We start from the raw sequence: 25297 nt of genomic DNA, 5'->3' as shown, positions 1-25297 counted from the left end.
CGCCGGGCGGGGCCCGGAGGAAGCAGAGGTCGGCAGCGTGTCCGTGAACCTGGCCAAGGGCCAGAGCGTGAGCCTGTTGAAGTCCACCGGCGAGACGCTGACCGTGGTGCGGATGGGCCTCGGTTGGAAGTCCGCCCCCGGCAAGCGCGGCTTCTTCAGTCGCCGCCCCAAGGAGATCGACCTCGACGCGTCCGCCCTGCTGTACGACGGCAAGGTGATGAGCGACGTGGTGTTCTTCTCGCACCTGGTCAGCAACGACGGCTCGGTGCAGCACAACGGCGACAACCTGGTCGGCGGCGCGGGCGCGGGCGCCGACGACGAGAGCATCATGGTCGACCTGACCAAGGTGCCGCGCCGGGTCACCCAGATCGTCTTCACCGTCAGCTCGTACACCGGCCAGAACTTCCTGGAGGTGCAGAACGCGCACTGCCGGCTGGTCGACGAGACCACCGGCCGGGAGCTGGCCCGCTACGAGCTGACCGGCGGCGGCCCGCACACCGGGCAGATCATGGCCAAGGTCGAGCGGGACGGCGAGGGCGGCTGGAAGATGACCGCGATCGGCGCCCCCGCCAGCGGCCGCACCTTCCGGGACATGCTGCCCTTCATCGAGCCCTTCCTCTGACGGCCGTCCCGTCCAGGGACTTCTTTACCTTCTTTACCTTCCCTTGGTCTCCCTGTTAACCTTCTGGGAGCGGAGGGGAGTATTCCCCGTTCAGCGACCCCGTCATCACGGGCGCCCATCGCGGCGCCCCGGGGCGCTGGCCGTGCGGCGCCCGCAGCGGGCGGGCCGCGCGGCGGAAGAGACCTCCGGCAGTGACGATTGTTCGCCTATCTGCCGGAGGAGCAGACATGGACGTATCCGCAGGCCTGTGGGGCGGCACCATCGCGGTGCTGGTCGCCCTGGTGGTGGCCGACTTCTTCATCGGCGGCCGCAAGCCGCACGAGGTCTCCGTCAAGGAGGCCGGCATCTGGACGGCGGTCTGGGTGGCCCTGGCCGTGCTGTTCGGCGGCTTCCTCTGGTGGCACGGCGGCGGGAAGCCCGCCGGTGAGTTCTTCGCGGGCTACATCACCGAGAAGTCGCTCAGCGTCGACAACCTGTTCGTGTTCATCCTGATCATGGGCAAGTTCGCGGTGCCGCGGATCTACCAGCAGCGGGTGCTGATGTTCGGCGTGATCATCGCCCTGGTGCTGCGGGCGGTCTTCATCGCGGGCGGCGCGGCGCTGGTCTCCCAGTTCTCCTGGGTCTTCTACGGCTTCGGCGCCTTCCTGGTCTGGACGGCCTGGAAGCTGATCAAGGAGGCCGGGGCCGAGGAGGAAGAGGAGGAGTTCGAGGAGAACCGCCTGCTCAAGTCGGTCGAGAAGCGCTTCCCGTCCACCGACCGGTACCACGGCACCAAGCTGTTCGTCCGGGAGGGCGGACGTCGGCTGATGACGCCGATGCTGATCGTGATGCTGGCGATCGGCACCACCGACGTGCTGTTCGCCCTGGACTCCATCCCGGCCATCTTCGGCCTCACCCAGGACCCGTACATCGTCTTCACCGCCAACGCCTTCGCGCTGATGGGCCTGCGCCAGCTGTACTTCCTGATCGGCGGGCTGCTGAAGAAGCTGGTCCACCTGTCCTACGGGCTGTCGGTGATCCTCGGCTTCATCGGCGTCAAGCTGGTCCTGCACGCGCTGCACGAGAGCGGCGTGCACGTGCCGGAGATCGGCATCCCCCTCTCGCTGGGCTTCATCGTGGTGGTGCTGGCGGTCACCACGGTCACCAGCCTGGTCGCCGCGAAGAAGCAGGAGGCCGCGGCGGCCGCCGAGCCGGAGAAGGTCGACGCCTGAGCCGGGGCGCGGACGGGGGCCCCGCCGGGCCCCCGTCCCGCGCGTCACCAGCCGCGCTCGCGCCACTCCGCCAGGTGCGGGCGCTCGGCGCCCAGGGTGGTGTCGTTGCCGTGGCCGGGGTAGACCCAGGTCTCGTCCGGGAGCACGTCGAAGACCTTCTCGTTGACGTCCCGGAACAGCGAGTCGAACGCGGCCGGGTCGCCCCAGGTGTTGCCGATCCCGCCCGGGAACAGGCAGTCGCCGGTGAACAGGTGCGGGTGGCCCTGCGGGTCGTCGTAGAGCAGCACGATCGCGCCGGGGGTGTGGCCCACCAGGTGGCGCACCGTCAGTTCGACCTGCCCGAAGCGCAGCACCGAACCGTCCTCCAGGGCCAGGTCGGTGGGCACGTCGATGCCCTCCGCGTCGATCCGCCCGGCCATGGTGCGGGCGCCGGTGGCGGCCACCACCTCGGCCAGCGCGCCCCAGTGGTCGCGGTGCCGGTGGGTGGTGACCACCGCGGCCAGCCGGGGGCCGACGGTCTCCAGCAGCACCGGCGCGTCGGCCGCCGCGTCGATCAGCAGCTGCTCGTCGGTGGCCCGGCAGCGCAGCAGGTAGGCGTTGTTGTCGTGCGGGCCGACCGCCACCTTGGTGACGATCAGGTGGGCCAGCTCCCGGACGTCCGGGGCCCCGCCGACCTTCACCGCTCCGTGGTACGTCATCAGGCCGCTCCTCGCTCGCTGTCGGGCTCTCGCGTCAACCGGCCACCATCATCCCATCGGGGGGAGCTCGGGCAGTGCGGAACGGGGGTCGACGAGGCCCTCGTCGCCGCGGCGGACCTGCAGGCCGTCCCCGTTCGAACGGCCGGACAGCCAGCCGGTGAGCGCCCGCACCGGGCCCTCCGCGGTCAGGTCGGCCCCCTCGCCGCCGATCCGGGCCTCCAGCCCGGCGTCCTCGGCGACCAGCAGCACGCCGGGCAGCCCCTTCGCGCCGCCGAAGTGCTCGCCCAGCCGCCGGAACTCGGCGATCGCGAACGGCTCCGGCCAGTGCGCGGGCGTGTACCCGGCGTTCAGGTCGACGTGGTGGTACTCCAGCTCGGCCAGCCGCCTCGCCGGGATCTGCCAGGCGGGGAAGACGTAGCCGGTGCGGTGGGTGATCTCGACGGTCCAGTGCTCGGGGGCGAGCAGCGCGGCGGCGTCCAGGAAGCGCTGCTGGCTCTCCCGGACGTCGGCGACCTGCTCGGCCAGCGGGCGCCCGGCCCCGGCCGCGATGCCGGCCTCCCGGCTCTCCGGGGTGGGGTACTGCGGGATCGCCCGGCCGGTGCGGGCCCCGGTCAGCAGGTTGACCAGGGAGTCCGCGTTGCGGGCGACGTGCGCGAGCACGTGCCCGCGGCTCCAGCCGGGCAGGCCGGACGGGCCGGACAGCTCGGCCGGGTCCAGCTCGGCGAGGGTGTGCAGCAGCAGCTCGGTGCTCTCCGCGGTGGCCCGCAGCTGCTCGGCGGCGGCGGCAGCGGCGGCAGCGGCGGGGTCGGTGGTGGGGTCGCTCATCGGGGACGGTGCCTTTCGACGGTCGAGTGGTGCGGTGCGCGGTGCGGTCCGTGGTGCGGTTCGCGGCGGTGCGGGGGCGGTCCGGGCGTTGCCCGGGCCGGTTGTCAGTCGTTGACGCTACCGTCGAGCGAGGGTGCCGTTCACCCGTCCGGGTGGTCCCCGCTGGACAGGCTCAGATTCGAACGAATGAGCTAGTACGCTGGCGGGCGCATCCTGGAAGAAGCACGAAGAAGCACACCCCTCCTCCCCTTCGACCCGGAGAAAGGCGCCAGTAGCAGTGGCAGACCGCCTCGTCGTCCGTGGTGCACGCGAGCACAACCTCAAGAACGTCTCGCTCGACCTGCCCCGGGACTCCCTCATCGTCTTCACGGGCCTCTCCGGGTCCGGCAAGTCCTCCCTCGCCTTCGACACGATCTTCGCCGAGGGCCAGCGGCGCTACGTCGAGTCGCTGTCCTCGTACGCCCGGCAGTTCCTCGGCCAGATGGACAAGCCGGACGTCGACTTCATCGAGGGCCTCTCCCCGGCCGTCTCGATCGACCAGAAGTCCACCAGCCGCAACCCCCGCTCCACCGTCGGCACCATCACCGAGGTGTACGACTACCTGCGCCTGCTGTTCGCCCGGATCGGCAAGCCGCACTGCCCGCACTGCGGCCGTCCGATCGCCCGGCAGTCGCCGCAGGCCGTCGTCGACAAGGTGCTGGAGCTGCCCGAGGGCACCCGCTTCCAGGTGCTCAGCCCGGTCGTCCGGGAGCGCAAGGGCGAGTTCGTCGACCTCTTCGCCGACCTGCAGTCCAAGGGCTACGCCCGGGCCCGGGTGGACGGGCAGACCGTCCAGCTGACCGAGCCGCCGACGCTCAAGAAGCAGGAGAAGCACACGATCGAGGTGGTCGTCGACCGCCTCACCGTGAAGTCGAGCGCCAAGCGCCGGCTCACCGACTCGGTGGAGACCGCCCTCAAGCTGGCCGGCGGCATGGTGGTGCTCGACTTCGTCGACCTGCCGGAGGACGACCCCGAGCGCGAGAAGATGTTCTCGGAGCACCTCTACTGCCCGTACGACGACGTCTCCTTCGAGGAGCTGGAGCCGCGCTCCTTCTCCTTCAACTCCCCGTTCGGCGCCTGCCCGGACTGCTCGGGCCTGGGCAACCGGATGGAGGTCGACCCGGAGCTGCTCGTCCCCGACGAGGAGAAGTCGCTCGACGAGGGCGCCATCCACCCCTGGTCGCAGGGCGCCACCAAGGAGTACTTCCAGCGGCTGGTCAACGCGCTGGCCGCCGAGCTGGGCTTCCGCACCGACATCCCGTGGGCCGGGCTGCCGGTGCGGGCCAGGAAGGCGCTGCTGTACGGGCACAAGACCCAGGTCGAGGTCCGCTATCGCAACCGCTACGGCCGCGAGCGCTCGTACACCACGGCCTTCGAGGGCGCCGTCCCGTTCGTGACGCGCCGGCACTCCGAGTCGGAGAGCGACGCGGGCCGCGAGCGCTTCGAGGGCTACATGCGCGAGGTGCCCTGCCCGACCTGCAAGGGCACCCGGCTCAAGCCGGTGGTCCTCGCCGTGACGGTGATGGACCGCTCGATCGCCGAGGTCTCCGCGATGTCGATCAGCGACTGCGCGGACTTCCTCGGTGCGCTGCGGCTGGACCGCCGGGACAAGCAGATCGCCGAGCGGGTGCTGAAGGAGGTGCTGGAGCGGCTGCGCTTCCTGGTCGACGTCGGCCTCGACTACCTCTCGCTCAACCGCGCCGCGGGGACGCTCTCCGGCGGCGAGGCCCAGCGCATCCGGCTCGCCACCCAGATCGGCTCCGGCCTGGTCGGCGTGCTGTACGTGCTGGACGAGCCGTCCATCGGCCTGCACCAGCGCGACAACCACCGCCTGATCGAGACGCTTGTCCGGCTGCGCGACATCGGCAACACCCTGATCGTCGTCGAGCACGACGAGGACACCATCAAGACCGCCGACTGGATCGTCGACATCGGCCCTGGCGCGGGCGAGCACGGCGGCAAGGTGGTGCACTCCGGCTCGCTGGACGAGCTGCTGGCCAACGAGGAGTCGCTGACCGGCCAGTACCTCTCCGGCAGGCGCGCCATCCCGATCCCGGCCGCCCGCCGCCCGCGCGACAAGAAGCGCCAGCTGGTGGTGCACGGCGCCCGCGAGCACAACCTCAAGGACGTCACGGTCGCCTTCCCGCTCGGCACCTTCACCGCCGTCACGGGCGTCTCCGGCTCCGGCAAGTCCACGCTGGTCAACGACATCCTGTACGCGCACCTGGCCCGCGAGCTGAACGGCGCCCGCAGCGTCCCCGGGCGGCACACCCGGATCACCGGCACCGACCAGGTCGACAAGGTGGTGCACGTCGACCAGTCGCCGATCGGCCGCACCCCGCGCTCCAACCCGGCCACCTACACCGGCGTCTTCGACCACGTGCGCAAGCTGTTCGCGGAGACCCAGGAGGCCAAGGTCCGCGGCTACCTGCCCGGCCGGTTCTCGTTCAACGTCAAGGGCGGCCGCTGCGAGAACTGCTCCGGCGACGGCACCATCAAGATCGAGATGAACTTCCTGCCGGACGTCTACGTCCCCTGCGAGGTCTGCCACGGCGACCGCTACAACCGGGAGACGCTGGAGGTCCACTACAAGGGCAAGTCCATCGCCGAGGTGCTGAACATGCCGATCGAGGAGGCGCTCGACTTCTTCGAGGCCGTCCCCGCGATCGCCCGCCACCTCAGGACGCTCAAGGAGGTCGGCCTCGGCTACGTCCGGCTCGGCCAGCCCGCCACCACCCTCTCCGGCGGCGAGGCCCAGCGCGTCAAGCTCTCCGCCGAGCTCCAGAAGCGTTCCACCGGGCGGACGGTCTACGTCCTGGACGAGCCCACCACCGGCCTGCACTTCGAGGACATCAGCAAGCTGATCAAGGTCCTGGAGGGCCTGGTCGACAAGGGCAACACCGTCATCGTCATCGAGCACAACCTGGACGTCATCAAGACCGCCGACTGGCTGGTCGACATGGGCCCCGAGGGCGGCTCCGGCGGCGGCAGCGTGGTCGTCGAGGGCACCCCGGAGGAGGTCGCGGCCTGCACCGCCAGCCACACCGGCAAGTTCCTGCGCGACATCCTGCCGGGCGTCTCGGACGCGGCGCCCGCGAAGCGCAGGAAGAAGTAGCCGCACGCGGACGGGTCCGCCCGGGGAGCACGCGCCCCCCGGGCGGGCCCGTCCGCGCGTGCTAGGTTTCTGGCGCCAAATCCCGCACCGAGGAGCCCCGATGACCGAGCCCACCGCCTCCCGCCGTACCGTCCTGTGCTGCGCGGCCGTCGCGTTCGCGGGGGCCACGGTCGCCGGTTGCTCCTCCTCGTCGTCGTCCTCCGGCGGGAGCGGCGGCACGGAGGAGCCGAAGTCCTCCGGACCGGTCGACCTCGGCCCGGCCGCGGACGTGCCGGTCGGGGGCGGGAAGGTCTACCGCGAGCAGGCCGTCGTCGTGACGCAGCCCGCCGTCGGGGAGTACAAGGCGTTCAGCGCGAAGTGCACGCACGCCGGCTGCCTGGTCAACGGGGTGGTCAAGGAGCAGATCCAGTGCCTGTGCCACGGCAGCCGGTTCGGGATCTCCGACGGCGCCGTCCAGGACGGTCCGGCGCCGAAGCCGCTGCCCGCCTACCAGGTCGCGGTGCAGAACGGGAACCTGCAGGTCACCAAGGGCTGACGGGCCGCGAGCCGTCACCGTCCCCCGCGGCCGGGCCGGCGCGCAGGGCTGCTGCGCGCACGCCCCGGCGGCCGCCCGGAACGGCACCGCCGGTTCGCCGCCGACGGCGCCGCGCCGTGCTGTCACCGGCAGTCGGTACGGTAGGGGCATGGCAGACCCGTCCACCTACCGACCGGCGCCGGGGGCGATCCCGACCTCGCCCGGGGTGTACAAGTTCCGCGACGCGCACGGCCGGGTCATCTACGTGGGCAAGGCGAAGAGCCTGCGCCAGCGGCTCTCCTCGTACTTCCAGGACGTGGCGAACCTGCACCCGCGCACCGCGACGATGGTGACCACCGCGGCCTCGGTGGAGTGGACGGTGGTCTCCACCGAGGTCGAGGCGCTGCAGCTGGAGTACTCCTGGATCAAGGAGTTCGACCCGCGGTTCAACGTCAAGTACCGGGACGACAAGAGCTACCCGGAGCTGGCGGTCACCCTCAACGAGGAGTTCCCCCGCGTCCAGGTGATGCGCGGGGCGCACAAGAAGGGCGTGCGCTACTTCGGCCCGTACGGGCACGCCTGGGCGATCCGCGAGACGGTCGACCTGCTGCTGCGGGTCTTCCCGGTGCGGACGTGCTCCAACGGCGTGTTCAAGCGCGCCCAGCAGGTCGGCCGCCCCTGCCTGCTCGGCTACATCGGCAAGTGCGCGGCCCCCTGCGTGGGCCGGGTGACGGCCGCCGAGCACCGCGAACTCGCCGAGGAGTTCTGCGACTTCATGGCCGGGCGGACGGGCGGCCACCTGCGCCGCGTCGAGCAGGAGATGCAGCAGGCCGCCGCCGAGATGGAGTACGAGAAGGCCGCCCGGCTGCGCGACGACCTCGGCGCCCTGCAGCGCGCGATGGAGAAGAACGCGGTCGTCCTCGGCGACGGCACCGACGCCGACCTGCTGGCCCTGGCCGAGGACGAGCTCGAGGCCGCCGTGCAGATCTTCCACGTCCGCGGCGGCCGGGTCCGCGGCCAGCGTGGCTGGGTCACCGACAAGGTCGAGGACGTGGACACCGCGGGCCTGGTCGAGCACGCCCTGCAGCAGCTGTACGGCGAGGGCAGCGAGCAGGTCCCGCGCGAGGTGCTCGTCCCCGCGCTGCCCGACGAGGCTGTGCACGAGTGGCTGACCGCCCTGCGCGGCGCCCAGGTCGACCTGCGCGTCCCGCAGCGCGGCGACAAGAAGGACCTGATGGAGACGGTGCAGCGCAACGCCCAGCAGGCACTGGCGCTGCACAAGACCAAGCGCGCCTCCGACCTGACCACCCGCAGCCGCGCCCTGCAGGAGATCGCCGACGCCCTGGAGCTGGACTCCGTCCCGCTGCGCATCGAGTGCTTCGACATCTCGCACCTCCAGGGCGAGGACGTGGTGGCCTCCATGGTGGTCTTCGAGGACGGCCTGGCCCGCAAGAGCGAGTACCGCCGCTTCCAGATCAGGTCGTTCGAGGGCCAGGACGACGTCCGCTCGATGCACGAGGTGATCACCCGCCGCTTCCGCCGCTACCTCCAGGAGCGCGAGCAGACCGGCGAGTGGGCGGTGCCGGAGGAGGACGAGGCGCTGACCGACGAGAACGGCCGCCCCAAGCGCTTCGCCTACCCGCCGCAGCTGCTGGTGGTCGACGGCGGGCAGCCGCAGGTCGCCGCCGCCGTGCGGGCGCTGGGCGAGCTGGGCATCGACGACGTCGCGGTGTGCGGGCTGGCCAAGCGGCTGGAGGAGGTGTGGCTGCCCGGCCAGGACGACCCGGTGGTGCTGCCGCGCTCCAGCGAGGGCCTCTACCTGCTGCAGCGGGTGCGCGACGAGGCGCACCGCTTCGCCATCACCTACCAGCGGGCCAAGCGCGCCAAACGGCTCACGGCGGGGGAACTGGACTCCGTCCCCGGGCTGGGCGAGACTCGCCGCCGGGCCCTGCTCAAGCACTTCGGTTCGCTGAAGAAGCTGCGCGCGGCGACCGTCGACGAACTGTGCGAGGTCCCCGGGATCGGGCGCCGCACCGCCGAGACTGTTGCGGCAGCCTTGGCCTCCCGTACACCTGCCGCATTCGCGGTCAACACCGCGACGGGCGAGATCATCGAAGACAGCACGGCCACAGCAGTACCGAGAAGCGGGGAAGAGACGTGACAGTGTCCAACGGGGGAGAGACCACCCCCGAGCTGGTGATCATCTCCGGTATGTCCGGGGCGGGGCGCTCCACCGCCGCCAAGTGCCTGGAGGACCTCGGCTGGTTCGTGGTCGACAACCTGCCGCCCGCGCTGATCCCCACCATGGTCGACCTGGGCGCCCGCTCGCAGGGCGCGGTGCCGCGGATCGGCGCCGTGGTCGACGTCCGCGGCCGCACCTTCTTCGACGACCTGCTGACCTCGCTGGAGGAGCTGGAGAAGCGCGGCGTCCGGCTGCGGGTGGTCTTCCTGGACTCCTCGGACGACGCGCTGGTGCGCCGCTTCGAGTCGGTCCGCCGCCCGCACCCGCTGCAGGCCGACGGCCGGATCGTCGACGGCATCGCCCGCGAGCGCGAACTGCTGCGCGAGCTGCGCGGCGAGGCCGACCTGGTGCTCGACACCTCCAACCTCAACGTGCACCAGCTGCGCGCCAAGATGGACGCCCAGTTCGCCGGCCAGGACGAGCCGGAGCTGCGCGCCACCGTGATGTCCTTCGGCTTCAAGTACGGCCTGCCGGTCGACGCCGACCTGGTGGTGGACTGCCGCTTCCTGCCCAACCCGCACTGGGTCCCCGAGCTGCGCGCCCGTACCGGAACCGACCCGGAGGTGGCGGAGTACGTGTTCCAGCAGCCCGGGGCGCAGCAGTTCGTGGACGGCTACACCGAGCTGCTGCGGATCATCACCGAGGGTTACCGCAGGGAGGGGAAGCGCTACATGACGCTTGCCGTAGGCTGCACCGGAGGCAAGCACCGCAGCGTGGCGATGTCCGAGCAGCTGACCAAGCGTCTGATCGCGGACGGGGTCGAGACGGTGCTGGTCCACCGGGACATGGGCCGGGAGTAGACGGCCGGGAACCCCCCGCGCCGCCGCCCCGGTCGAGCACGAGACAGGAACACGGTGTCGGCGTGACGGGATACGTGCCAGCGCGGCAGCAACTCCGGACCAGACCCGCCGAGCGGGTCCCCCGCCCCGGCGCGCCGAAGCCCAACCGGCTGAGGGTGGCCGCGCTGGGCGGCGGGCAGGGCCTGTCCGCCTCGCTGTCCGCGCTGCGCCGGCTCACCACCGAACTGACCGCCGTGGTCACCGTCGCGGACGACGGCGGTTCCAGCGGGCGGCTGCGCGCCGAACTCGGCGTGCTGCCGCCCGGCGACCTGCGCAAGGCGCTGGCCGCGCTCTGCGGCGACGACGAGTGGGGCCGGACGTGGTCCGAGGTGATCCAACAGCGCTTCGCGGGCACCGGCGAGCTCGGCGGCCACGCGGTCGGCAACCTGCTGATCGTGGCGCTGTGGGAGAAGCTCGGCGACCCGGTGGAGGCGCTGGACTGGGTCGGCCGGCTGCTGAACGTGCAGGGCCGGGTGCTGCCGATGTCCGCCGTCCCGCTGGACATCGAGGCCCGGGTGCGCGGCCACGACCCGCTGCGCCCCGCCGAGGTGACGGCGGTGCGCGGCCAGGCCGCGGTGGCGGTCACCCCCGGCACCGTGCAGTCGATCCGGCTGCTGCCGGACGGCCCCCCGGCCGTCCCGGAGGCCGTGCAGGCCGTCCTGGAGGCGGACTGGGTGGTGCTCGGCCCCGGCTCCTGGTTCACCAGCGTGCTGCCGCACCTGCTCGTCCCGGAGCTCGCCAAGGCCCTCACCGAGACCCGGGCCCGCCGCCTGCTCACCCTCAACCTGGCCCCGCAGCCCGGCGAGACCGAGGGCTTCACCCCGCAGCGCCACCTGGAGGTGATCGCCGACCACGCCCCGGAGCTGGCCGTGGATGCGATCCTGGTGGACGAGCGGGCGGTCAGCGGCGGCGCCTTCGGGGTCGCCGACCTGGCCGGCCTGGAGCGGGCCGCCGAACGGATGGGCGCCGCCCTGGTGCTCGACCCGGTGGCCCGCGCGGACGGGACGCCGCGACACGACGCGGAGCTCTTGGCCGCCGCGTACGACCGGATTTTCCGGACTCATGGAAGGATCGGCCCATGGCGATGACGGCAGCGGTGAAAGACGAGATCTCCCGGCTTCCCGTCACCCGTGCCTGCTGCCGCAAGGCGGAGGTCTCGGCGATCCTGCGTTTTGCGGGCGGACTGCACATTGTGAGCGGCCGCATCGTGATCGAGGCGGAGCTGGACACCGGCATTGCGGCACGGCGGCTGCGCAAGGACCTCCTGGAGATCTTCGGACACTCCTCGGATCTGGTGGTGATGGCCCCCGGCGGGCTGCGACGCGGCAGCCGGTACGTGGTGCGGGTGGTGAAGGACGGCGAGCTGCTGGCCCGGCAGACCGGGCTGGTGGACGGACGCGGACGGCCGATCCGGGGCCTGCCCCCGGCGGTGGTGTCCGGCGCGACCTGCGACGCGGAGGCGGCCTGGCGCGGCGCCTTCCTCGCGCACGGCTCGCTGACCGAACCCGGGCGCTCCTCCTCCCTGGAGATCACCTGCCCGGGCTCGGAGGCGGCGCTCGCCCTGGTCGGCGCGGCCCGCCGGCTCGGCATCCCGGCCAAGGCCCGCGAGGTCCGCGGCGTCGACCGGGTGGTGATCCGCGACGGCGACGCGATCGGTGCGCTGCTCACCCGCCTCGGCGCGCACGAGTCCGTGCTGGCCTGGGAGGAGCGCCGGATGCGCCGCGAGGTGCGGGCCACCGCCAACCGGCTGGCCAACTTCGACGACGCCAACCTGCGCCGCTCGGCCCGCGCCGCGGTCGCCGCGGGCGCCCGGGTGCAGCGCGCCCTGGAGATCCTCGGCGAGGAGGTGCCCGAGCACCTGGCCGCGGCCGGCGCGCTGCGCATGCAGCACAAGCAGGCCTCGCTGGAGGAGCTCGGCGCGCTCGCCGACCCGCCGCTGACCAAGGACGCGGTGGCCGGGCGGATCCGCCGCCTGCTGGCGATGGCCGACAAGCGGGCCGCCGAACTCGGCCTGCCGAACACCGAGGCCAACCTGACCGAGGAGATGGCCCTGAACTGACGGCCGGTCAACCGGCCGACGACGCACCGGAGGGGCGTGCGGAGCAGGTCGCGGCAGCTGCCGCACCTGCTGCGTGCGCCCCTCCGGCGCACCCGGGCCGCCCCGTCCCAACCGGTGAGGCGATGTGCCTTGCGACACTTGGGCGAGGTAGGGTCAGCAGTGGTCGGGGACAACCCAAATTTCACCCCCGTCGGGCTCCGGCCCGGCGTACCTAAGAGGAGATCGGTTCGTGACGATCCGGGTAGGCATCAACGGGTTCGGCCGCATCGGCCGCAACTTCTTCCGTGCGGTCAAGTCCCAGGGCGCTGACATCGAGATCGTCGGTGTCAACGACCTGACCGACACCAAGACGCTGGCTCACCTGCTCAAGTACGACACCACTCTCGGTACCTTCCCCGGCGAGGTCTCGCACACCGAGGACAGCATCACCGTCGACGGTCACACCTTCAAGGTCACCGCCGAGCGCGACCCCGCCAACCTTCCCTGGGCCGCCCTGGGCGCCGACATCGTCGTCGAGTCCACCGGCATCTTCACCAAGGCCGATGCTGCGAAGAAGCACATCACCGCCGGTGCGAAGAAGGTCATCATCTCGGCGCCCGCCACCGACGAGGACATCACCATCGTCCTGGGCGTCAACGAGGACAAGTACGACGCGGCGGCGCACGACATCATCTCGAACGCCTCCTGCACCACCAACTGCGTGGCGCCGATGGCGAAGGTCCTGCACGAGAACTTCGGCATCGTCAAGGGCCTGATGACCACCGTGCACGCCTTCACCAACGACCAGGTCACCCTGGACTTCCCGCACAAGGACCTGCGTCGCGCCCGCGCCGCCTCGCAGAACATCATCCCGACCTCGACCGGCGCCGCCAAGGCCACCTCCCTGGTCCTGCCGGAGCTGAAGGGCAAGCTGGACGGCACCTCGCTGCGCGTCCCCGTCCCGACCGGCTCCATCACCGACCTGGTGGTCACCCTTGAGCGCGAGGTCACCAAGGACGAGGTCAACGCCGCGTTCCAGAAGGCCGCCCAGGAGGGCCCGCTCAAGGGTTACCTGGCGTACACCGAGGACCCGATCGTCTCCTCGGACATCGTGAACGACCCGCACTCCTGCATCTTCGACTCGCAGCTGACGATGGTCCAGGGCAACCAGGTCAAGGTGCTCGGCTGGTACGACAACGAGTTCGGCTACTCCAACCGCCTCGTCAACCTGGTCTCCCTCGTCGGCGACCAGCTCTGACCCCAGCGGTAGCTGACGTGACGTAAGGGGCAGGGCCCGGACGGCTGTCTTACGCCGACCGGGCCCTGCCGCTGCGCCCCCTCGTCCGTCCTACCCCCTTACCGGTGGCCCGCCGTCGTGTCGCCGTCTGCGCACCGTTCCACCCCTGAGGAGCATGACCGTGAAGACGATCGAAGACCTGGAGGTCTCCGGCAAGCGGGTGTTCGTCCGCGCCGACCTCAACGTGCCGCTGTCCGGTGACACCATCACCGACGACGGCCGGATCCGCGCCGTCGCGCCGACCATCGCCAAGCTCGTCGAGCGCGGCGCCCGCGTGGTCGTCGCCTCCCACCTGGGCCGTCCCAAGGGCGAGCCGGACCCGAAGTTCTCCCTCGCGCCGGTGGCCGTCCGCCTCGGCGAGATCCTCGGCCGCCCGGTGGCCTTCGCCACCGACACCGTCGGGGACAGCGCGAAGGCCACCGTCGCCGCCCTCGGCGACGGCGAGGTCACGCTGCTGGAGAACCTGCGCTTCAACGCCGGCGAGACCTCCAAGGACGACGCCGAGCGCGGCGCGTTCGCCGACCAGCTGGCCGCCCTCGCGGACCTCTACGTGGGCGACGGCTTCGGCGCGGTGCACCGCAAGCACGCCTCCGTCTACGACCTCCCGGCCCGGCTGCCGCACGCGGTCGGCGACCTGATCGCCACCGAGGTGGGCGTCCTCAAGCGCCTCACCGAGGACGTGGCCCGCCCGTACGTGGTGGTGCTCGGCGGCTCGAAGGTCTCCGACAAGGTCGGCGTGATCGAGAACCTGCTCGGCAAGGCCGACCGGATCCTGATCGGCGGCGGCATGATGTACACCTTCATCGCGGCCCAGGGCCACGGCGTGGGCGCCTCGCTGCTCCAGGAGGACCAGATCCCGGTCGTCCAGGACTACCTGAAGCGCGGCGCCGAGCAGGGCGTCGAGTTCGTGGTCCCGGTCGACACCGCGGTCTCCGGCAGCTTCCCGGACGTCAAGACCGGCGCCCCGGTCGAGGACTTCGCGGTCGTCGACGTGGAGGCCATCCCGGACGGCGCGATCGGCCTGGACATCGGCCCGCGGACCGCGCAGCTGTTCGCGGAGAAGATCGCCGACGCGCGGACCGTGTTCTGGAACGGCCCGATGGGCGTCTTCGAGCACCCGGCGTTCGCCGACGGCACCCGGGCGGTCGCCCAGGCGCTGCTCGACTCCGACGCGTTCACCGTGGTCGGCGGCGGCGACTCGGCGGCGGCGGTCCGCACCCTGGGCTTCGACGAGACGAAGTTCGGACACATCTCGACCGGCGGTGGCGCCAGCCTCGAGTACCTGGAGGGCAAGACCCTCCCCGGTCTCGCCGCCCTGGAGGACTGAGAAGGACATGACTGAGCGTCTCCCGCTGATGGCGGGCAACTGGAAGATGAACCTCGACCACCTCGAGGCCATCCAGCACACCCAGAAGCTGGCGTTCTCGCTGGCCGACAAGGACTACGAGGCCGTCGAGGTCGCCGTCCTGGTCCCGTTCACCGACCTGCGCTCCGTGCAGACCCTGGTCGACGGCGACAAGCTGAAGCTCAAGTACGGCTCGCAGGACATCTCCCAGCACGACGGCGGGGCCTACACCGGCGAGGTGTCCGGCCCGATGCTGGCGAAGCTGAAGGTCGCCTACGCGGTCATCGGCCACTCCGAGCGCCGCCAGTACCACGGCGAGAACGAGGAGATCGTCAACGCCAAGGTCAAGGCCGCCTACCGCAACGGGATCACCCCGATCCTGTGCATCGGCGAGCCGCTGGAGATCCGCAAGGCCGGCACCCACGTCGTGTACACCCTCGCCCAGCTCGACGGCGCCCTGGACGGCGTCCCGGCGAGCGACGCCGAGAGCATCGTCGTCGCGTACGAGCCGGTCTGGGCGATCGGCACCGGCGAGGTCGCCACCCCCGAGGACGCGCAGGAGGTCTGCGGCGCGATCCGGGCCCGGCTGGCCGAGCTGTACGGGGCCGAGCTGGCCGACAAGGTCCGCGTGCTGTACGGCGGTTCGGTGAAGTCCTCGTCCGCGGCCGGCCTGATGGCCAAGCCCGACATCGACGGCGGCCTGATCGGCGGTGCCTCGCTGGACGCCGACGAGTTCGTCAAGATCGTGCGCTACCGTGAGCAGGCAGTAGGCTAACGCCCCTGCAGCAACGTAGGCTTTGGGGCCGGACCGCGTGGAGCGGGCCCGGCCCCTTCGCCGAAGATTCGAGAGAGTTGGTCCCGTCGTGGTTCTCGGGTTCGAGATTGCTCTGATCATCCTGAGCTTGCTGATGATCCTGCTGGTGCTCCTCCACAAGGGCAAGGGCGGCGGCCTGTCCGACATGTTCGGCGGCGGCGCGGCCTCGACCGGTGGCGGTTCCGCGGTGGCCGAGCGCAACCTCGACCGCATCACCGTGATCATCGGCATCGCCTGGTTCGCCTGCATCGTGGTCCTCGGGCTGCTGCTCAAGACCAACTGAGACGAAGTCGGCGGGCGATGGTGGCGAAGGCTTAACTCCCGCTTACACTAGGACGACTTCGCCACCGTCCGCCCAGCCGCGGCCGGACGGCACCAGCACGCAGGGAGTCAGACCGTGGCAAGTGGCAACGCGATCCGGGGCAGCAGAGTCGGCGCCGGCCCGATGGGCGAGGCGGAGCGCGGCGAGTCCGCCCCGCGCAACCGCATCTCCTTCTGGTGCGCGAACAAGCACGAAACGCGCCCCAGCTTCGCCGCCGAGGCGGCCATCCCCGACACCTGGGACTGCCCGCGCTGCGGGTTCCCGGCCGGCCAGGACGAGCACAACCCGCCCGCCCCGGCCCGCAACGAGCCCTACAAGACCCACCTCGCCTACGTCCGCGAGCGTCGCACCGACGCGGACGGCGAGGCGATCCTCGCCGAGGCGCTGGCCAAGCTCCGCGGCGAGATCTGAGCAGAGCGGAGCACGACGCGAAGGGCGCCACCGGTCAACCGGTGGCGCCCTTCGCGCGTACGGGTGCGGGCCCTAGGCGAGCTCGCCCGCGGCGGCCCCGTCGAGGAACCACAGGGTCTGCTCGGTGCCGTGCACCGCGCCGGCCGGGGCCGCGGCGGCCCCGGGGGCGGTGCGGGCCAGGGCCACCGCCCCGGCCTTGTCCTCGCCCGCGGCCAGCAGCCAGACCTGGCGGGCCCGTTGCAGGGCGGGGAGGGTCAGCGAGAGGCGGGTGGGCGGGGGCTTGGGCGAGTCGTGCACGGCGATGACGGTGCCGTCGGTGCGCTCGGTGCCGGGGTGGCCGGGGAAGAGCGAGGCGACGTGCGCGTCGGGGCCGACGCCCAGCAGCAGGACGTCGAAGACGGGCAGCTGCGCGCCGCCGTCGGCCGCGGCCGCCAGCTCGGCGGCGTAGCGGGCCGCGGCGTCCTCGGCCGACCCGCCGTCGTCCGCGGGCATCTCGTGCACCCGGGCGCCGAGCGGCCGGACGGCGTCCAGGAACGCGGCGGCCTGGACGGCGTTGCGGTCCGGGTCGCCGGCCGGGAGGTAGCGCTCGTCGCCCCACCACAGGTCGACGTGCGCCCAGTCGACCGCGTCGCGCGCCGGGTGGGTGGCGAGCGCGGCCAGCAGGGCGTTGCCGTTGCGGCCGCCGGTGAGCACCAGGTGTGCGGTGCCGCGGGCGGACTGGGCGTCGACCAGGGCGGTGAGCAGCCGGGCGGCGGCCGCCTGGGCCAGCAGCGCGGCGTCCCGGTGGACCAGGACCCGGTCGCCGCTCACTGGCCGCTCCGCTTGCGCGGGGCGGCCTTGGCGGCCTTCTTGGCCGTGGTCCGCTTGGCCGTCGGGGCCTCGGCCGGCAGCTTGGCGGTGACCCGGGCCGGGTTGGCGACCGCGGCCTCCACCACCTTGGGCTCCTCCGCCGCGGGGGCCTCGGCCTCCACGGTGCCGCCGGGGCCCGCGTGCTCGACCCCGGCGATCCGCTCGCGCAGCCGCTCGACCGGGGTGCGGACGGCGGTGGCGTAGATGTCGTCGGGGTCCAGGCGGCGCAGTTCCTCGGCGATCAGTTCGGCGGTGTCGCGGCGCTTGAGCGCGACCATCCGGTCGGGCGCGCCCGGCATGCAGAGCGTGCCGAGCAGGCCGTCGGGACGGTCGAGGGTGATGTCGCCGTCCGCGGTGCGCAGCCGGACGGCGGTGATGCCCGGGCCGCCGGTGACGACCCGCTCGACCGGGACGCGCAGGCGGTTGTGCAGCCACAGGCCGAGCAGTTCGACGCTGGGGTTGTACGACTCGCCCTCGACCACGGCGCCGGTGATGGTGACGTCGCGCTGGTCCAGGGCGGCGGCCAGCATGGAGCGCCAGCCGGTGATCCTGGTCCAGGCGAGGTCGGTGTCGCCGGGGGTGTAGCCGGCCGCCCGCTGGGCGAGCTGGCCGACCGGGGACTCCGCGGTCACCGCGTCGGTGATGCGGCGCTGGGCGAGCGCGCCCAAGGGGTCCTGCGCGGGGTTGAGCGGGGCGTTGTCCGGCCACCAGACCACCACGGGGGCGTCGGGCAGCAGCAGCGGCAGGACCACCGACTGGGCGTGCGCGGCGAGTTCGCCGTGCATGCGCAGGATGACCGTTTCACCGCTGCCCGCGTCGGTGCCGACCAGGATCTCCGCGTCGAGCCGGGTCTCGGCCCGGGCGCGGGGGGAGCGGCCGGCCCGCTTGATGACGGCGAGCGTCCGCGAGGGGTGTTCGCGGGAGGCGTCGTTGGCGGCCTTGAGGGCGTCGTAGGCGCTGCCCTCGTCGGTCACGATGACCAGGGTCAGCACCATGCCGGCGGCGGTCGAGCCGCTGGACCGGCGGGCGTCCATCAGGGCAGCGTTGATCTTGCTGGACGTGGTGTCCGTCAGGTCGATCTTCATGGCCGGCGCCAGCTCCTGCCGTCTCGTGCGAGCATCTCGTCCGCCTCGACCGGCCCCCAGGTGCCGGCCGGGTACTGCGCGGGCTTGCCGTTGGCGTCCCAGTACTGCTCGATCGGGTCGAGGATCTGCCAGGACAGCTCGACCTCCTGGTGCCGCGGGAAGAGGTTCGCGTCGCCCAGCAGGACGTCCAGGATGAGGCGCTCGTACGCCTCGGGGCTGGACTCGGTGAAGGACTCGCCGTAGGCGAAGTCCATCGTGACGTCGCGGACCTCCAGCGCGGTGCCGGGGACCTTCGAGCCGAAGCGCACGGTCACGCCCTCGTCCGGCTGGACGCGGATCACCAGGGCGTTCTGGCCGAGCTCCTCGGTGGCGTAGGAGTCGAACGGCAGGTACGGGGCGCGCTGGAAGACCACCGCGATCTCGGTGACCCGGCGGCCCAGCCGCTTGCCGGTGCGCAGGTAGAACGGGACGCCCGCCCAGCGCCGGTTGTTGATCTCCAGCTTGATGGCGGCGTAGGTGTCGGTCCGGGACTCGGGGTTGATGCCGTCCTCGTCCAGGTACCCGACGACCTCCTCGCCGCCCTGCCAGCCCGCCGCGTACTGGCCGCGCACGGTGTGCGCGCCCAGGTCGGCGGGCAGCTTGACGGCGCTGAGCACCTTCAGCTTCTCGGCGACCAGCGCCTTCGGGTGGAAGGACGCCGGCTCCTCGATGGCGGTCAGCGCCATCAGCTGCAGCAGGTGGTTCTGGATGACGTCACGGGCGGAGCCGATCCCGTCGTAGTAGCCGGCCCGGCCGCCGATCCCGATGTCCTCGGCCATGGTGATCTGCACGTGGTCGACGTACGACCGGTTCCAGATCGGCTCGAACATCTGGTTGGCGAAGCGGAGCGCCAGGATGTTCTGGACGGTCTCCTTGCCCAGGTAGTGGTCGATCCGGAAGACCTCGTCCCGGGGGAAGACCTCGTGGACGATCCGGTTCAACTCCTGGGCGCTGGCCAGGTCGTGGCCGAACGGCTTCTCGATCACGGCCCGGCGCCAGGAGCCCGGGGCCGGGTCGGTCAGACCGTGCTTCTTGAGCTGCTGGACCACGGTCGGGAAGAACTTCGGCGGCACCGACAGGTAGAACGCGAAGTTGCCGCCGGTGCCCTGCGCCCGGTCGAGGTCCTCGATGGTGCGGCGCAGGGTGTCGAAGGCCTCGTCGTCGCCGAAGTCGCCCTGGACGAAGCGCATGCCCTTCGCCAGCTGCTGCCAGACCTCCTCGCGGAAGGGCGTGCGGGCGTGCTCCTTGACGGCGTCGTGCACCTCGTTGGCGAAGTCCTCGTCCTCCCACTCGCGGCGGGCGAACCCGACGAGCGAGAAGCCCGGCGGCAGCAGGCCGCGGTTGGCGAGGTCGTAGACCGCCGGCATCAGCTTCTTGCGCGACAGGTCGCCGGTGACGCCGAAGATCACCAGTCCGGACGGGCCGGCGATCCTCGGGAGCCGCCGGTCGGCGGGGTCGCGCAGCGGGTTGACGGGCCGGTCCGGGGTGTCGCCCGCGGCCGGTTCCGTGCCCTCCACATCCGGGTACGGCTGGGTGTTGCTCACTGTGGTGTGCTCCGCTTCCGTGACGTCAGTTCGTGAGCAGGAGTCAGTTCTTGCCGTGCGCGTCGAGCGCCGCGGTGACGGTGTCGAGCAGCTCGGTCCAGGACGCCTCGAACTTCTGCACGCCCTCGTCCTCCAGGACCTGGACCACGTCGTCGTAGTCCACGCCCGCGGCGGCGACCGCGTCGAGCACGGCCTTGGCGTCGGCGTAGTTCGGGGTGATGGTGTCGCCGGTGACCTCGCCGTGGTCGTCGGTGGCGTCCAGGGTGGCCTCGGGCATGGTGTTGACGGTGCCCGGAGCGACCAGCTCGGTCACGTAGAGGGTGTCCGGCAGGTTCGGGTCCTTGACGCCGGTGGACGCCCACAGCGGGCGCTGCGGCTTGGCGCCGGCCGCCTCCAGGGCCGCCCAGCGCGCGGAGGCGGGCTTGGAGCCGTCCACCGAGCCGTAGACCTCCTCGTACGCCTGGTAGGCGAGGCGGGCGTTGGCGACGGCGGCCTTGGAGCGCAGCTCCTTGGCCTCGGGGGTGCCGACCGCGTCCAGGCGCTTGTCGATCTCGGTGTCCACGCGGGAGACGAAGAACGAGGCGACCGACTCGATCTGCGAGAGGTCGAGGCCGGCGGCCTTGGCCTGCTCCAGGCCGGTCAGGTGGGCGTCGATGACGGCCTTGTAGCGCTCCAGCGAGAAGATCAGCGTGACGTTGACGCTGATGCCCTTGGCCAGCACCTGGCTGATCGCGGGCAGGCCGCCCATGGTGGCGGGGATCTTGATCAGCACGTTGGGGCGGTCGACCAGCCACCACAGCTGCTTGGCCTCGGCCACGGTGGCGTCGGTGCGGTGGGCCAGGCGCGGGTCGACCTCGATGGAGACCCGGCCGTCGCGGCCGTTGGAGGCGTCGTACACGGGGCGCAGCACGTCGGCGGCGTCGCGCACGTCCGAGGTGGTGATCATGCGGATCGCCTCCTCGGTGGTGACCTTGCGGACCGCGAGGTCGGTCAGCTGGCCGTCGTAGGCGGTGCTGCCGCTGCCGATGGCCTTCTGGAAGATGGTCGGGTTGGTGGTGACGCCGACGACGTGCTTCTCCTGCACCAGCTCGGCCAGGTTGCCGGAGTTCAGGCGCTCGCGGCTCAGGTCGTCGAGCCAGATCGCCACGCCTTCTTCGCTGAGGCGGTTCAAAGCGTCGGTCATGGTGCTCAGTCCCTCTTCTTCTTTTCGTACGTCTGGTGGAGTTCGGGGAGCCGGTCCGGGGCTGTGCGGATACCCCGGACCGGGCGGGTCACCGCGTCAGCGGGAGACGGCCTCGACCGTGCGCAGCGAGGCGCGGGCGGCGTTGGCGACCGCGTCGGCGGTGATGCCGAACTCCTGGTACAGCACCTGGTAGTCGGCGGAGGCGCCGAAGTGGTCCAGGCTGATGATCCGACCGGCGTCGCCGACCAGCTCGCGCCAGCCCTGGGCGATGCCCGCCTCGACCGAGACCCGGGCCCGGACGTTCGGCGGCAGCACGCTGTCGCGGTACGCCTGGTCCTGCTCGTTGAACCACTCCACCGACGGCAGCGAGACCACCCGGGTCGGGACGCCCTCGGACTGCAGCACCTCGCGGGCCTGCACGGCCAGCTGCACCTCGGAGCCGGTGCCGATCAGGATGACCTTGGGCTCGCCGCCCTCGGCCTCGGCCAGCACGTAGCCGCCCTTGGCCGCGCCCTCGGCGGAGCCGAACACCTCGCGGTCGAAGGTCGGCACGCCCTGGCGGGTCAGCGCCAGGCCGACCGGGCCGGGGTGGCTGGTCTGCCGCTCCAGCACGGTGCGCCACACCACGGCGGTCTCGTTGGCGTCCGCCGGGCGGACCACGGCCAGGCCGGGGATCGCGCGCAGCGCGGCCAGGTGCTCGACCGGCTGGTGGGTCGGGCCGTCCTCGCCGAGGCCGATCGAGTCGTGCGTCCAGACGTAGACCACCGGCAGCTTCATCAGCGCGGCGAGCCGGACCGCGGGGCGCATGTAGTCGGAGAACACCAGGAAGGTGCCGCCGTAGACGCGGGTGCGGCCGTGCAGCGCGATGCCGTTCATCACCGAGCCCATGGCGTGCTCGCGGATGCCGTAGTGGATGGTGCGGCCGTACGGCGAGGCGCTCTTGAGCGGGTTGCCCTCCGGGAGGAAGGAGGACTCCTCGTCGATGGTGGTCAGGTTGGACTCGGCGAGGTCCGCGGAGCCGCCCCAGAGCTCGGGGACCAGCTTGCCGACCGCCTTGAGGGTGTCGCCGGAGGCCTTGCGGGTGGCGACGTCCTTGCCGGCCGGGAAGACCGGGACGGCCTTCTCCCAGCCGTCGGGCAGCTCGCCGATCTGGATCCGGTCGAACTCGGCGGCGCGCTGCGGGTTGGCGGCGCGCCATTCGGCGAGCTCGGCGTCCCAGGCGGCGCGGGCGGCCTGGCCGCGCTGGACGACCTTGCGGGTGTGCGCGACGACCTCGTCGGAGACCTCGAAGGTCTTGGCCGGGTCGAAGCCGAGCACCTTCTTGGTGGCGGCGATCTCGGCGTCGCCGAGGGCCGAGCCGTGCGCCTTGGCGGTGTCCTGGGCGTTCGGCGCGGGCCAGGCGATGATGGTGCGCATCGCGATGATCGACGGCTTGCCGGTCTCGGCCCGGGCGGCCTCCAGCGCGGCGGCCAGCGCGGCCACGTCGATGTCGCCGTCGGCCTTCGGGGCGACCCGCTGGACGTGCCAGCCGTACGCCTCGTAGCGGGCCAGCACGTCCTCGGAGAACGCGGTGGCGGTGTCGCCCTCGATCGAGATGTGGTTGTCGTCGTACACCGCAACCAGGTTGCCCAGCTTCTGGTGGCCGGCCAGCGAGGACGCCTCCGCGGAGATGCCCTCCTCCAGGTCGCCGTCGGAGACGATCGCCCAGATGGTGTGGTCGAACGGCGAGGTGCCGGGCGCCGCGTCCGGGTCGAACAGGCCGCGCTCGTAGCGGGCGGCCATCGCCATGCCGACCGCGTTGCCGATGCCCTGGCCGAGCGGGCCGGTGGTGGTCTCGACGCCCGCGGTGTGGCCGTGCTCGGGGTGGCCGGGGGTGCGGCTGCCCGCGACCCGGAAGGCCTTCAGGTCGTCCAGCGACAGCCCGTAGCCGGACAGGAACAGCTGGGTGTACAGCGTGAGGGAGGTGTGCCCGGGGGAGAGCACGAAGCGGTCCCGGCCCACCCAGGACGGGTCGGTCGGGTCGTGGCGCAGGAAGCGCTGGAAGATGAGGTACGCGGCGGGAGCCAGCGACATGGCCGTGCCGGGGTGCCCGTTCCCCACCTTCTGCACGGCGTCCATCGCCAGGACCCGGGCCGTGTCGACGGCCCGCTGGTCCGACTCGCTCCACTCAAAGACGTTCGGCGTGGTGCTCACCCTGACTCAGGGCTCCTTCCGGATTCTGTGAAGTGTGACCCCGTGAAGAGGACCGGTCGGCCACGCCGCTGTGGCTGGTGCAGATCACGGAGGGTTGATCCCGCTTCTCCGTGCGAGCCTACCGTTTGCGGCGCACCTCACCCTCTGTGCCGGGGCAACGTGAGACGGCGGCGTCGCATTCCACCGGCTCGGCGTCAATCGCTCTGTCCCACCTTCACCCGTACGGGGAGGGTTTGCCCGTTCCGATGGGCAGGACGGGAGCGGGCGCGGCTCGCCGGGGACCCCGGGGCGGATCGGGAGATATGGAACGTCTATGGTTGCGTGGTACGCGCAGAGCGGACGGCGGGCACCCTGCGGGTTCTCCGGGTCGCCTGTGGAAGTTCATCGACTGTTGAGGTGTCCGTGACCGCCGTCGAATCCCGCCCCGCAGGGGTGGTGGTAGGGACGAGGACCGCGCCCCGGCCGTTCGGGGCCCGCGTCGGGGCCTTCGTGGCCCTCACCAAGCCCCGGATCATCGAACTCCTGCTGATCTCCACGGTGCCGGTGATGTTCCTGGCCCAGGGCGGCGTCCCCAACCTGTGGCGGGTGCTCGCGGTCGTGGTCGGCGGCTACCTCTCGGCGGGCGGCGCCAACGCGCTGAACATGTACATCGACCGGGACATCGACGCGGTGATGTCCCGCACCGAACGGCGTCCGATCGTCACCGGCATGGTCTCCCCGCGCGAGGCGCTGGTCTTCGGCGTCACGCTGGCCGTGGTCTCCACCCTGTGGCTCGGCGTCCTGGTCAACTGGCTGTCCTCGGCGCTCGCGCTGGGCGCCCTGCTGTTCTACGTCTTCGTCTACACCCTCGGCCTCAAGCGCCGCACCTCGCAGAACGTGGTGTGGGGCGGCATCGCCGGGTGCATGCCGGTGCTGGTCGGCTGGTCCTCGGTCACCGACTCGCTGTCCTGGGCGGCCCTGGTGCTGTTCCTGGTGGTGTTCTTCTGGACGCCGCCGCACACCTGGGTGCTGATGATGAAGGTCCGCGACGACTACGCCAAGGCCGGGGTGCCGATGCTGCCGGTGATCCGCGGCAACATCGGCGTCGCCAAGCAGGTCGTCGCCTACTCCTGGGTGATGGTCGCGACCTCGCTGCTGCTGTGGCCCGCCGCGCACACCAGCTGGCTGTACCCGTCCGTCGCCGCGGTCCTCGGCGCGCTGTGGATGAAGGAGGCGTACGCCCTCCAGTCGCGCGCCAGGGCCGGCATCGTGGGCCCCAAGCTCAAGGAGATGCGACTGTTCCACTGGTCGATCACCTACCTGACCCTGCTGTTCCTGGTCGTCGCGATCGACCCCTTCGTGGGCTGACCCCCTCCTCCTGCTCGACCCCTCGGCCTCAGCGCGGCGGAAGCTCGCTGGGGCCGACGTGGTTCTCCAGCCACGCGTGCAGCGGCGCCGCCGCGTGCAGGAAGCCGGTGATCCGGCCGTACGCCCTCGCGGTGCCCAGCCAGGCCGCGGGCTCCCACTCCTGCCAGGCGATCAGGCCCTTGTGGCGCAGCAGTTCGATCCGCGGGTGGTCCTTGGGGACGCCGCGCGGCGCCGTCTTCAGGCTGTCCCGCCCCACCACCTGCGGACCGGCCGCGCGGACGGCCGCCACCACCCGCTCCAGCTCGGCGCCCGGCACGTCCTCGGCCACCGCCGCGCGGTAGCGCGCCAGTTGGTCGCTCGCCAGGTGGTAGTAGCCCAGCCCGCAGGCCAGCCCGTCCGCCGACAGTTGCACGTAGCCGCCGGACTCCAGGTACCCGCCGATGTGCGTCTTGTACGGCGACTTGTCGGCGGAGAAGCGGACGTCCCGGTTCGGGCGGAAGATCTTCCCCGGCCCGAACTCCGGCTCCAGCCGCGCCAGCAGCGCCTCCATCGGCGCCCGCACCACCTCGTCGTACACCGCGCGGTGCGCGGCCCAGAAGGTCCTCGAGTTGTCGGCCTCCAGGTGCTCGTAGAACTCCAGCGCCTCGGCCGGCCAGCCACGGAAATCGTTCACCCGGACAGTATTCACGCCACCGGGCTGACGCCGCGTCAGGTGCTAGGTTGCG

Annotated in this window: 22 protein-coding genes; 14 read left to right on the top strand and 8 right to left on the bottom strand. The window is 71.8% G+C overall.

What is annotated here, in order from left to right:
- Window positions 1-37: 37 nt before the first annotated feature.
- A complete protein-coding gene (locus tag QSK52_RS08865) occupies window positions 38-622 on the top strand; it encodes a TerD family protein (RefSeq protein ID WP_285735368.1) in 585 nt (194 codons plus the stop codon).
- Between the two features lie 227 nt (window positions 623-849).
- Window positions 850-1833, top strand: a complete 984-nt coding sequence (locus QSK52_RS08860; protein ID WP_285735367.1) for a TerC family protein — start codon at window positions 850-852, stop codon at window positions 1831-1833.
- A 44-nt stretch (window positions 1834-1877) separates the two neighbouring features.
- Here the strand turns inward: QSK52_RS08860 and QSK52_RS08855 are convergent, their stop codons facing one another.
- Both QSK52_RS08855 and QSK52_RS08850 read right to left on the bottom strand, forming a co-directional pair.
- Window positions 1878-2531 (bottom strand): MBL fold metallo-hydrolase, encoded by a 654-nt coding sequence (locus tag QSK52_RS08855; protein WP_285735366.1) that lies wholly within the window; start codon window positions 2529-2531, stop codon window positions 1878-1880.
- A gap of 48 nt (window positions 2532-2579) precedes the next feature.
- A complete protein-coding gene (locus QSK52_RS08850; RefSeq protein ID WP_285735365.1) occupies window positions 2580-3356 on the bottom strand; it encodes a maleylpyruvate isomerase family mycothiol-dependent enzyme in 777 nt (258 codons plus the stop codon).
- A 277-nt stretch (window positions 3357-3633) separates the two neighbouring features.
- Here QSK52_RS08850 and uvrA point away from each other — a divergent pair, with 277 nt between their 5' ends.
- The 11 genes from uvrA to QSK52_RS08795 all read left to right on the top strand — a co-directional run bounded on the left by uvrA (window position 3634) and on the right by QSK52_RS08795 (window position 16332).
- Complete coding sequence (gene uvrA / locus QSK52_RS08845; protein ID WP_285735364.1) at window positions 3634-6510, top strand: excinuclease ABC subunit UvrA; 2877 nt, start codon at window positions 3634-3636, stop codon at window positions 6508-6510.
- Between the two features lie 100 nt (window positions 6511-6610).
- Window positions 6611-7045, top strand: a complete 435-nt coding sequence (locus QSK52_RS08840) for a Rieske (2Fe-2S) protein (protein WP_285735363.1) — start codon at window positions 6611-6613, stop codon at window positions 7043-7045.
- Between the two features lie 148 nt (window positions 7046-7193).
- Window positions 7194-9185 carry an excinuclease ABC subunit UvrC gene (gene uvrC / locus QSK52_RS08835; protein ID WP_285735362.1) on the top strand — a complete coding sequence of 664 codons (1992 nt, stop codon included), beginning with the start codon at window positions 7194-7196 and terminating at the stop codon, window positions 9183-9185.
- Window positions 9186-9187: 2 nt separating this feature from the next.
- On the top strand, window positions 9188-10066 hold the full coding sequence (gene rapZ, locus QSK52_RS08830; RefSeq protein WP_285735460.1) for an RNase adapter RapZ: 879 nt from the start codon (window positions 9188-9190) through the stop codon (window positions 10064-10066).
- A 62-nt stretch (window positions 10067-10128) separates the two neighbouring features.
- A complete protein-coding gene (locus QSK52_RS08825; RefSeq protein WP_435053197.1) occupies window positions 10129-11193 on the top strand; it encodes a gluconeogenesis factor YvcK family protein in 1065 nt (354 codons plus the stop codon).
- A complete protein-coding gene (gene whiA / locus QSK52_RS08820; RefSeq protein ID WP_014138611.1) occupies window positions 11184-12164 on the top strand; it encodes a DNA-binding protein WhiA in 981 nt (326 codons plus the stop codon). The genes QSK52_RS08825 and whiA overlap by 10 nt, the downstream gene beginning before the upstream one ends.
- Before the next feature lie 229 nt (window positions 12165-12393).
- A complete protein-coding gene (gene gap / locus QSK52_RS08815; protein ID WP_285735361.1) occupies window positions 12394-13401 on the top strand; it encodes a type I glyceraldehyde-3-phosphate dehydrogenase in 1008 nt (335 codons plus the stop codon).
- 160 nt (window positions 13402-13561) lie between these two features.
- Window positions 13562-14767, top strand: coding sequence for a phosphoglycerate kinase (locus QSK52_RS08810; RefSeq protein WP_285735360.1), 1206 nt, complete (start codon window positions 13562-13564; stop codon window positions 14765-14767).
- Between the two features lie 7 nt (window positions 14768-14774).
- Window positions 14775-15560, top strand: a complete 786-nt coding sequence (gene tpiA / locus QSK52_RS08805) for a triose-phosphate isomerase (RefSeq protein WP_285735359.1) — start codon at window positions 14775-14777, stop codon at window positions 15558-15560.
- A gap of 88 nt (window positions 15561-15648) precedes the next feature.
- Window positions 15649-15882 (top strand): preprotein translocase subunit SecG, encoded by a 234-nt coding sequence (gene secG / locus QSK52_RS08800; RefSeq protein WP_285735358.1) that lies wholly within the window; start codon window positions 15649-15651, stop codon window positions 15880-15882.
- A 162-nt stretch (window positions 15883-16044) separates the two neighbouring features.
- Window positions 16045-16332: an RNA polymerase-binding protein RbpA gene (locus QSK52_RS08795; protein WP_014138616.1), complete on the top strand. Its 288-nt coding sequence runs from the start codon at window positions 16045-16047 to the stop codon at window positions 16330-16332.
- A 72-nt stretch (window positions 16333-16404) separates the two neighbouring features.
- Here QSK52_RS08795 and pgl read toward each other — a convergent pair whose 3' ends face one another.
- The 5 genes from pgl to tkt form a co-directional block, all read right to left on the bottom strand.
- The gene (gene pgl, locus QSK52_RS08790; RefSeq protein WP_285735357.1) at window positions 16405-17142 is read right to left on the bottom strand and encodes a 6-phosphogluconolactonase; all 738 of its coding nucleotides are present in this window, start codon (window positions 17140-17142) and stop codon (window positions 16405-16407) included.
- On the bottom strand, window positions 17139-18266 hold the full coding sequence (gene opcA, locus QSK52_RS08785) for a glucose-6-phosphate dehydrogenase assembly protein OpcA (RefSeq protein ID WP_285735356.1): 1128 nt from the start codon (window positions 18264-18266) through the stop codon (window positions 17139-17141). Before opcA ends, pgl begins: the two co-directional genes overlap by 4 nt.
- Window positions 18263-19822: a glucose-6-phosphate dehydrogenase gene (gene zwf, locus QSK52_RS08780; RefSeq protein WP_285735458.1), complete on the bottom strand. Its 1560-nt coding sequence runs from the start codon at window positions 19820-19822 to the stop codon at window positions 18263-18265. The genes opcA and zwf overlap by 4 nt, the downstream gene beginning before the upstream one ends.
- Before the next feature lie 70 nt (window positions 19823-19892).
- Window positions 19893-21032 carry a transaldolase gene (gene tal / locus QSK52_RS08775; protein ID WP_285735355.1) on the bottom strand — a complete coding sequence of 380 codons (1140 nt, stop codon included), beginning with the start codon at window positions 21030-21032 and terminating at the stop codon, window positions 19893-19895.
- A 96-nt stretch (window positions 21033-21128) separates the two neighbouring features.
- Window positions 21129-23225, bottom strand: a complete 2097-nt coding sequence (tkt, locus tag QSK52_RS08770; protein WP_285735354.1) for a transketolase — start codon at window positions 23223-23225, stop codon at window positions 21129-21131.
- A 402-nt stretch (window positions 23226-23627) separates the two neighbouring features.
- Between tkt and QSK52_RS08765 the strand changes: the two genes are divergently transcribed.
- Window positions 23628-24572: a heme o synthase gene (locus QSK52_RS08765; protein WP_285735353.1), complete on the top strand. Its 945-nt coding sequence runs from the start codon at window positions 23628-23630 to the stop codon at window positions 24570-24572.
- A gap of 28 nt (window positions 24573-24600) precedes the next feature.
- Here the strand turns inward: QSK52_RS08765 and QSK52_RS08760 are convergent, their stop codons facing one another.
- The gene (locus tag QSK52_RS08760; protein ID WP_285735352.1) at window positions 24601-25245 is read right to left on the bottom strand and encodes a DUF2461 domain-containing protein; all 645 of its coding nucleotides are present in this window, start codon (window positions 25243-25245) and stop codon (window positions 24601-24603) included.
- Window positions 25246-25297 lie beyond the last annotated feature (52 nt).

Origin of the sequence: Kitasatospora phosalacinea, assembly GCF_030268885.1 — a bacterium.
GTDB classification, from domain to species: domain Bacteria; phylum Actinomycetota; class Actinomycetes; order Streptomycetales; family Streptomycetaceae; genus Kitasatospora; species Kitasatospora phosalacinea_C.
Note: the sequence above shows the minus strand (reverse complement) of the source record. Positions and strands in the feature narration are given on the sequence as shown.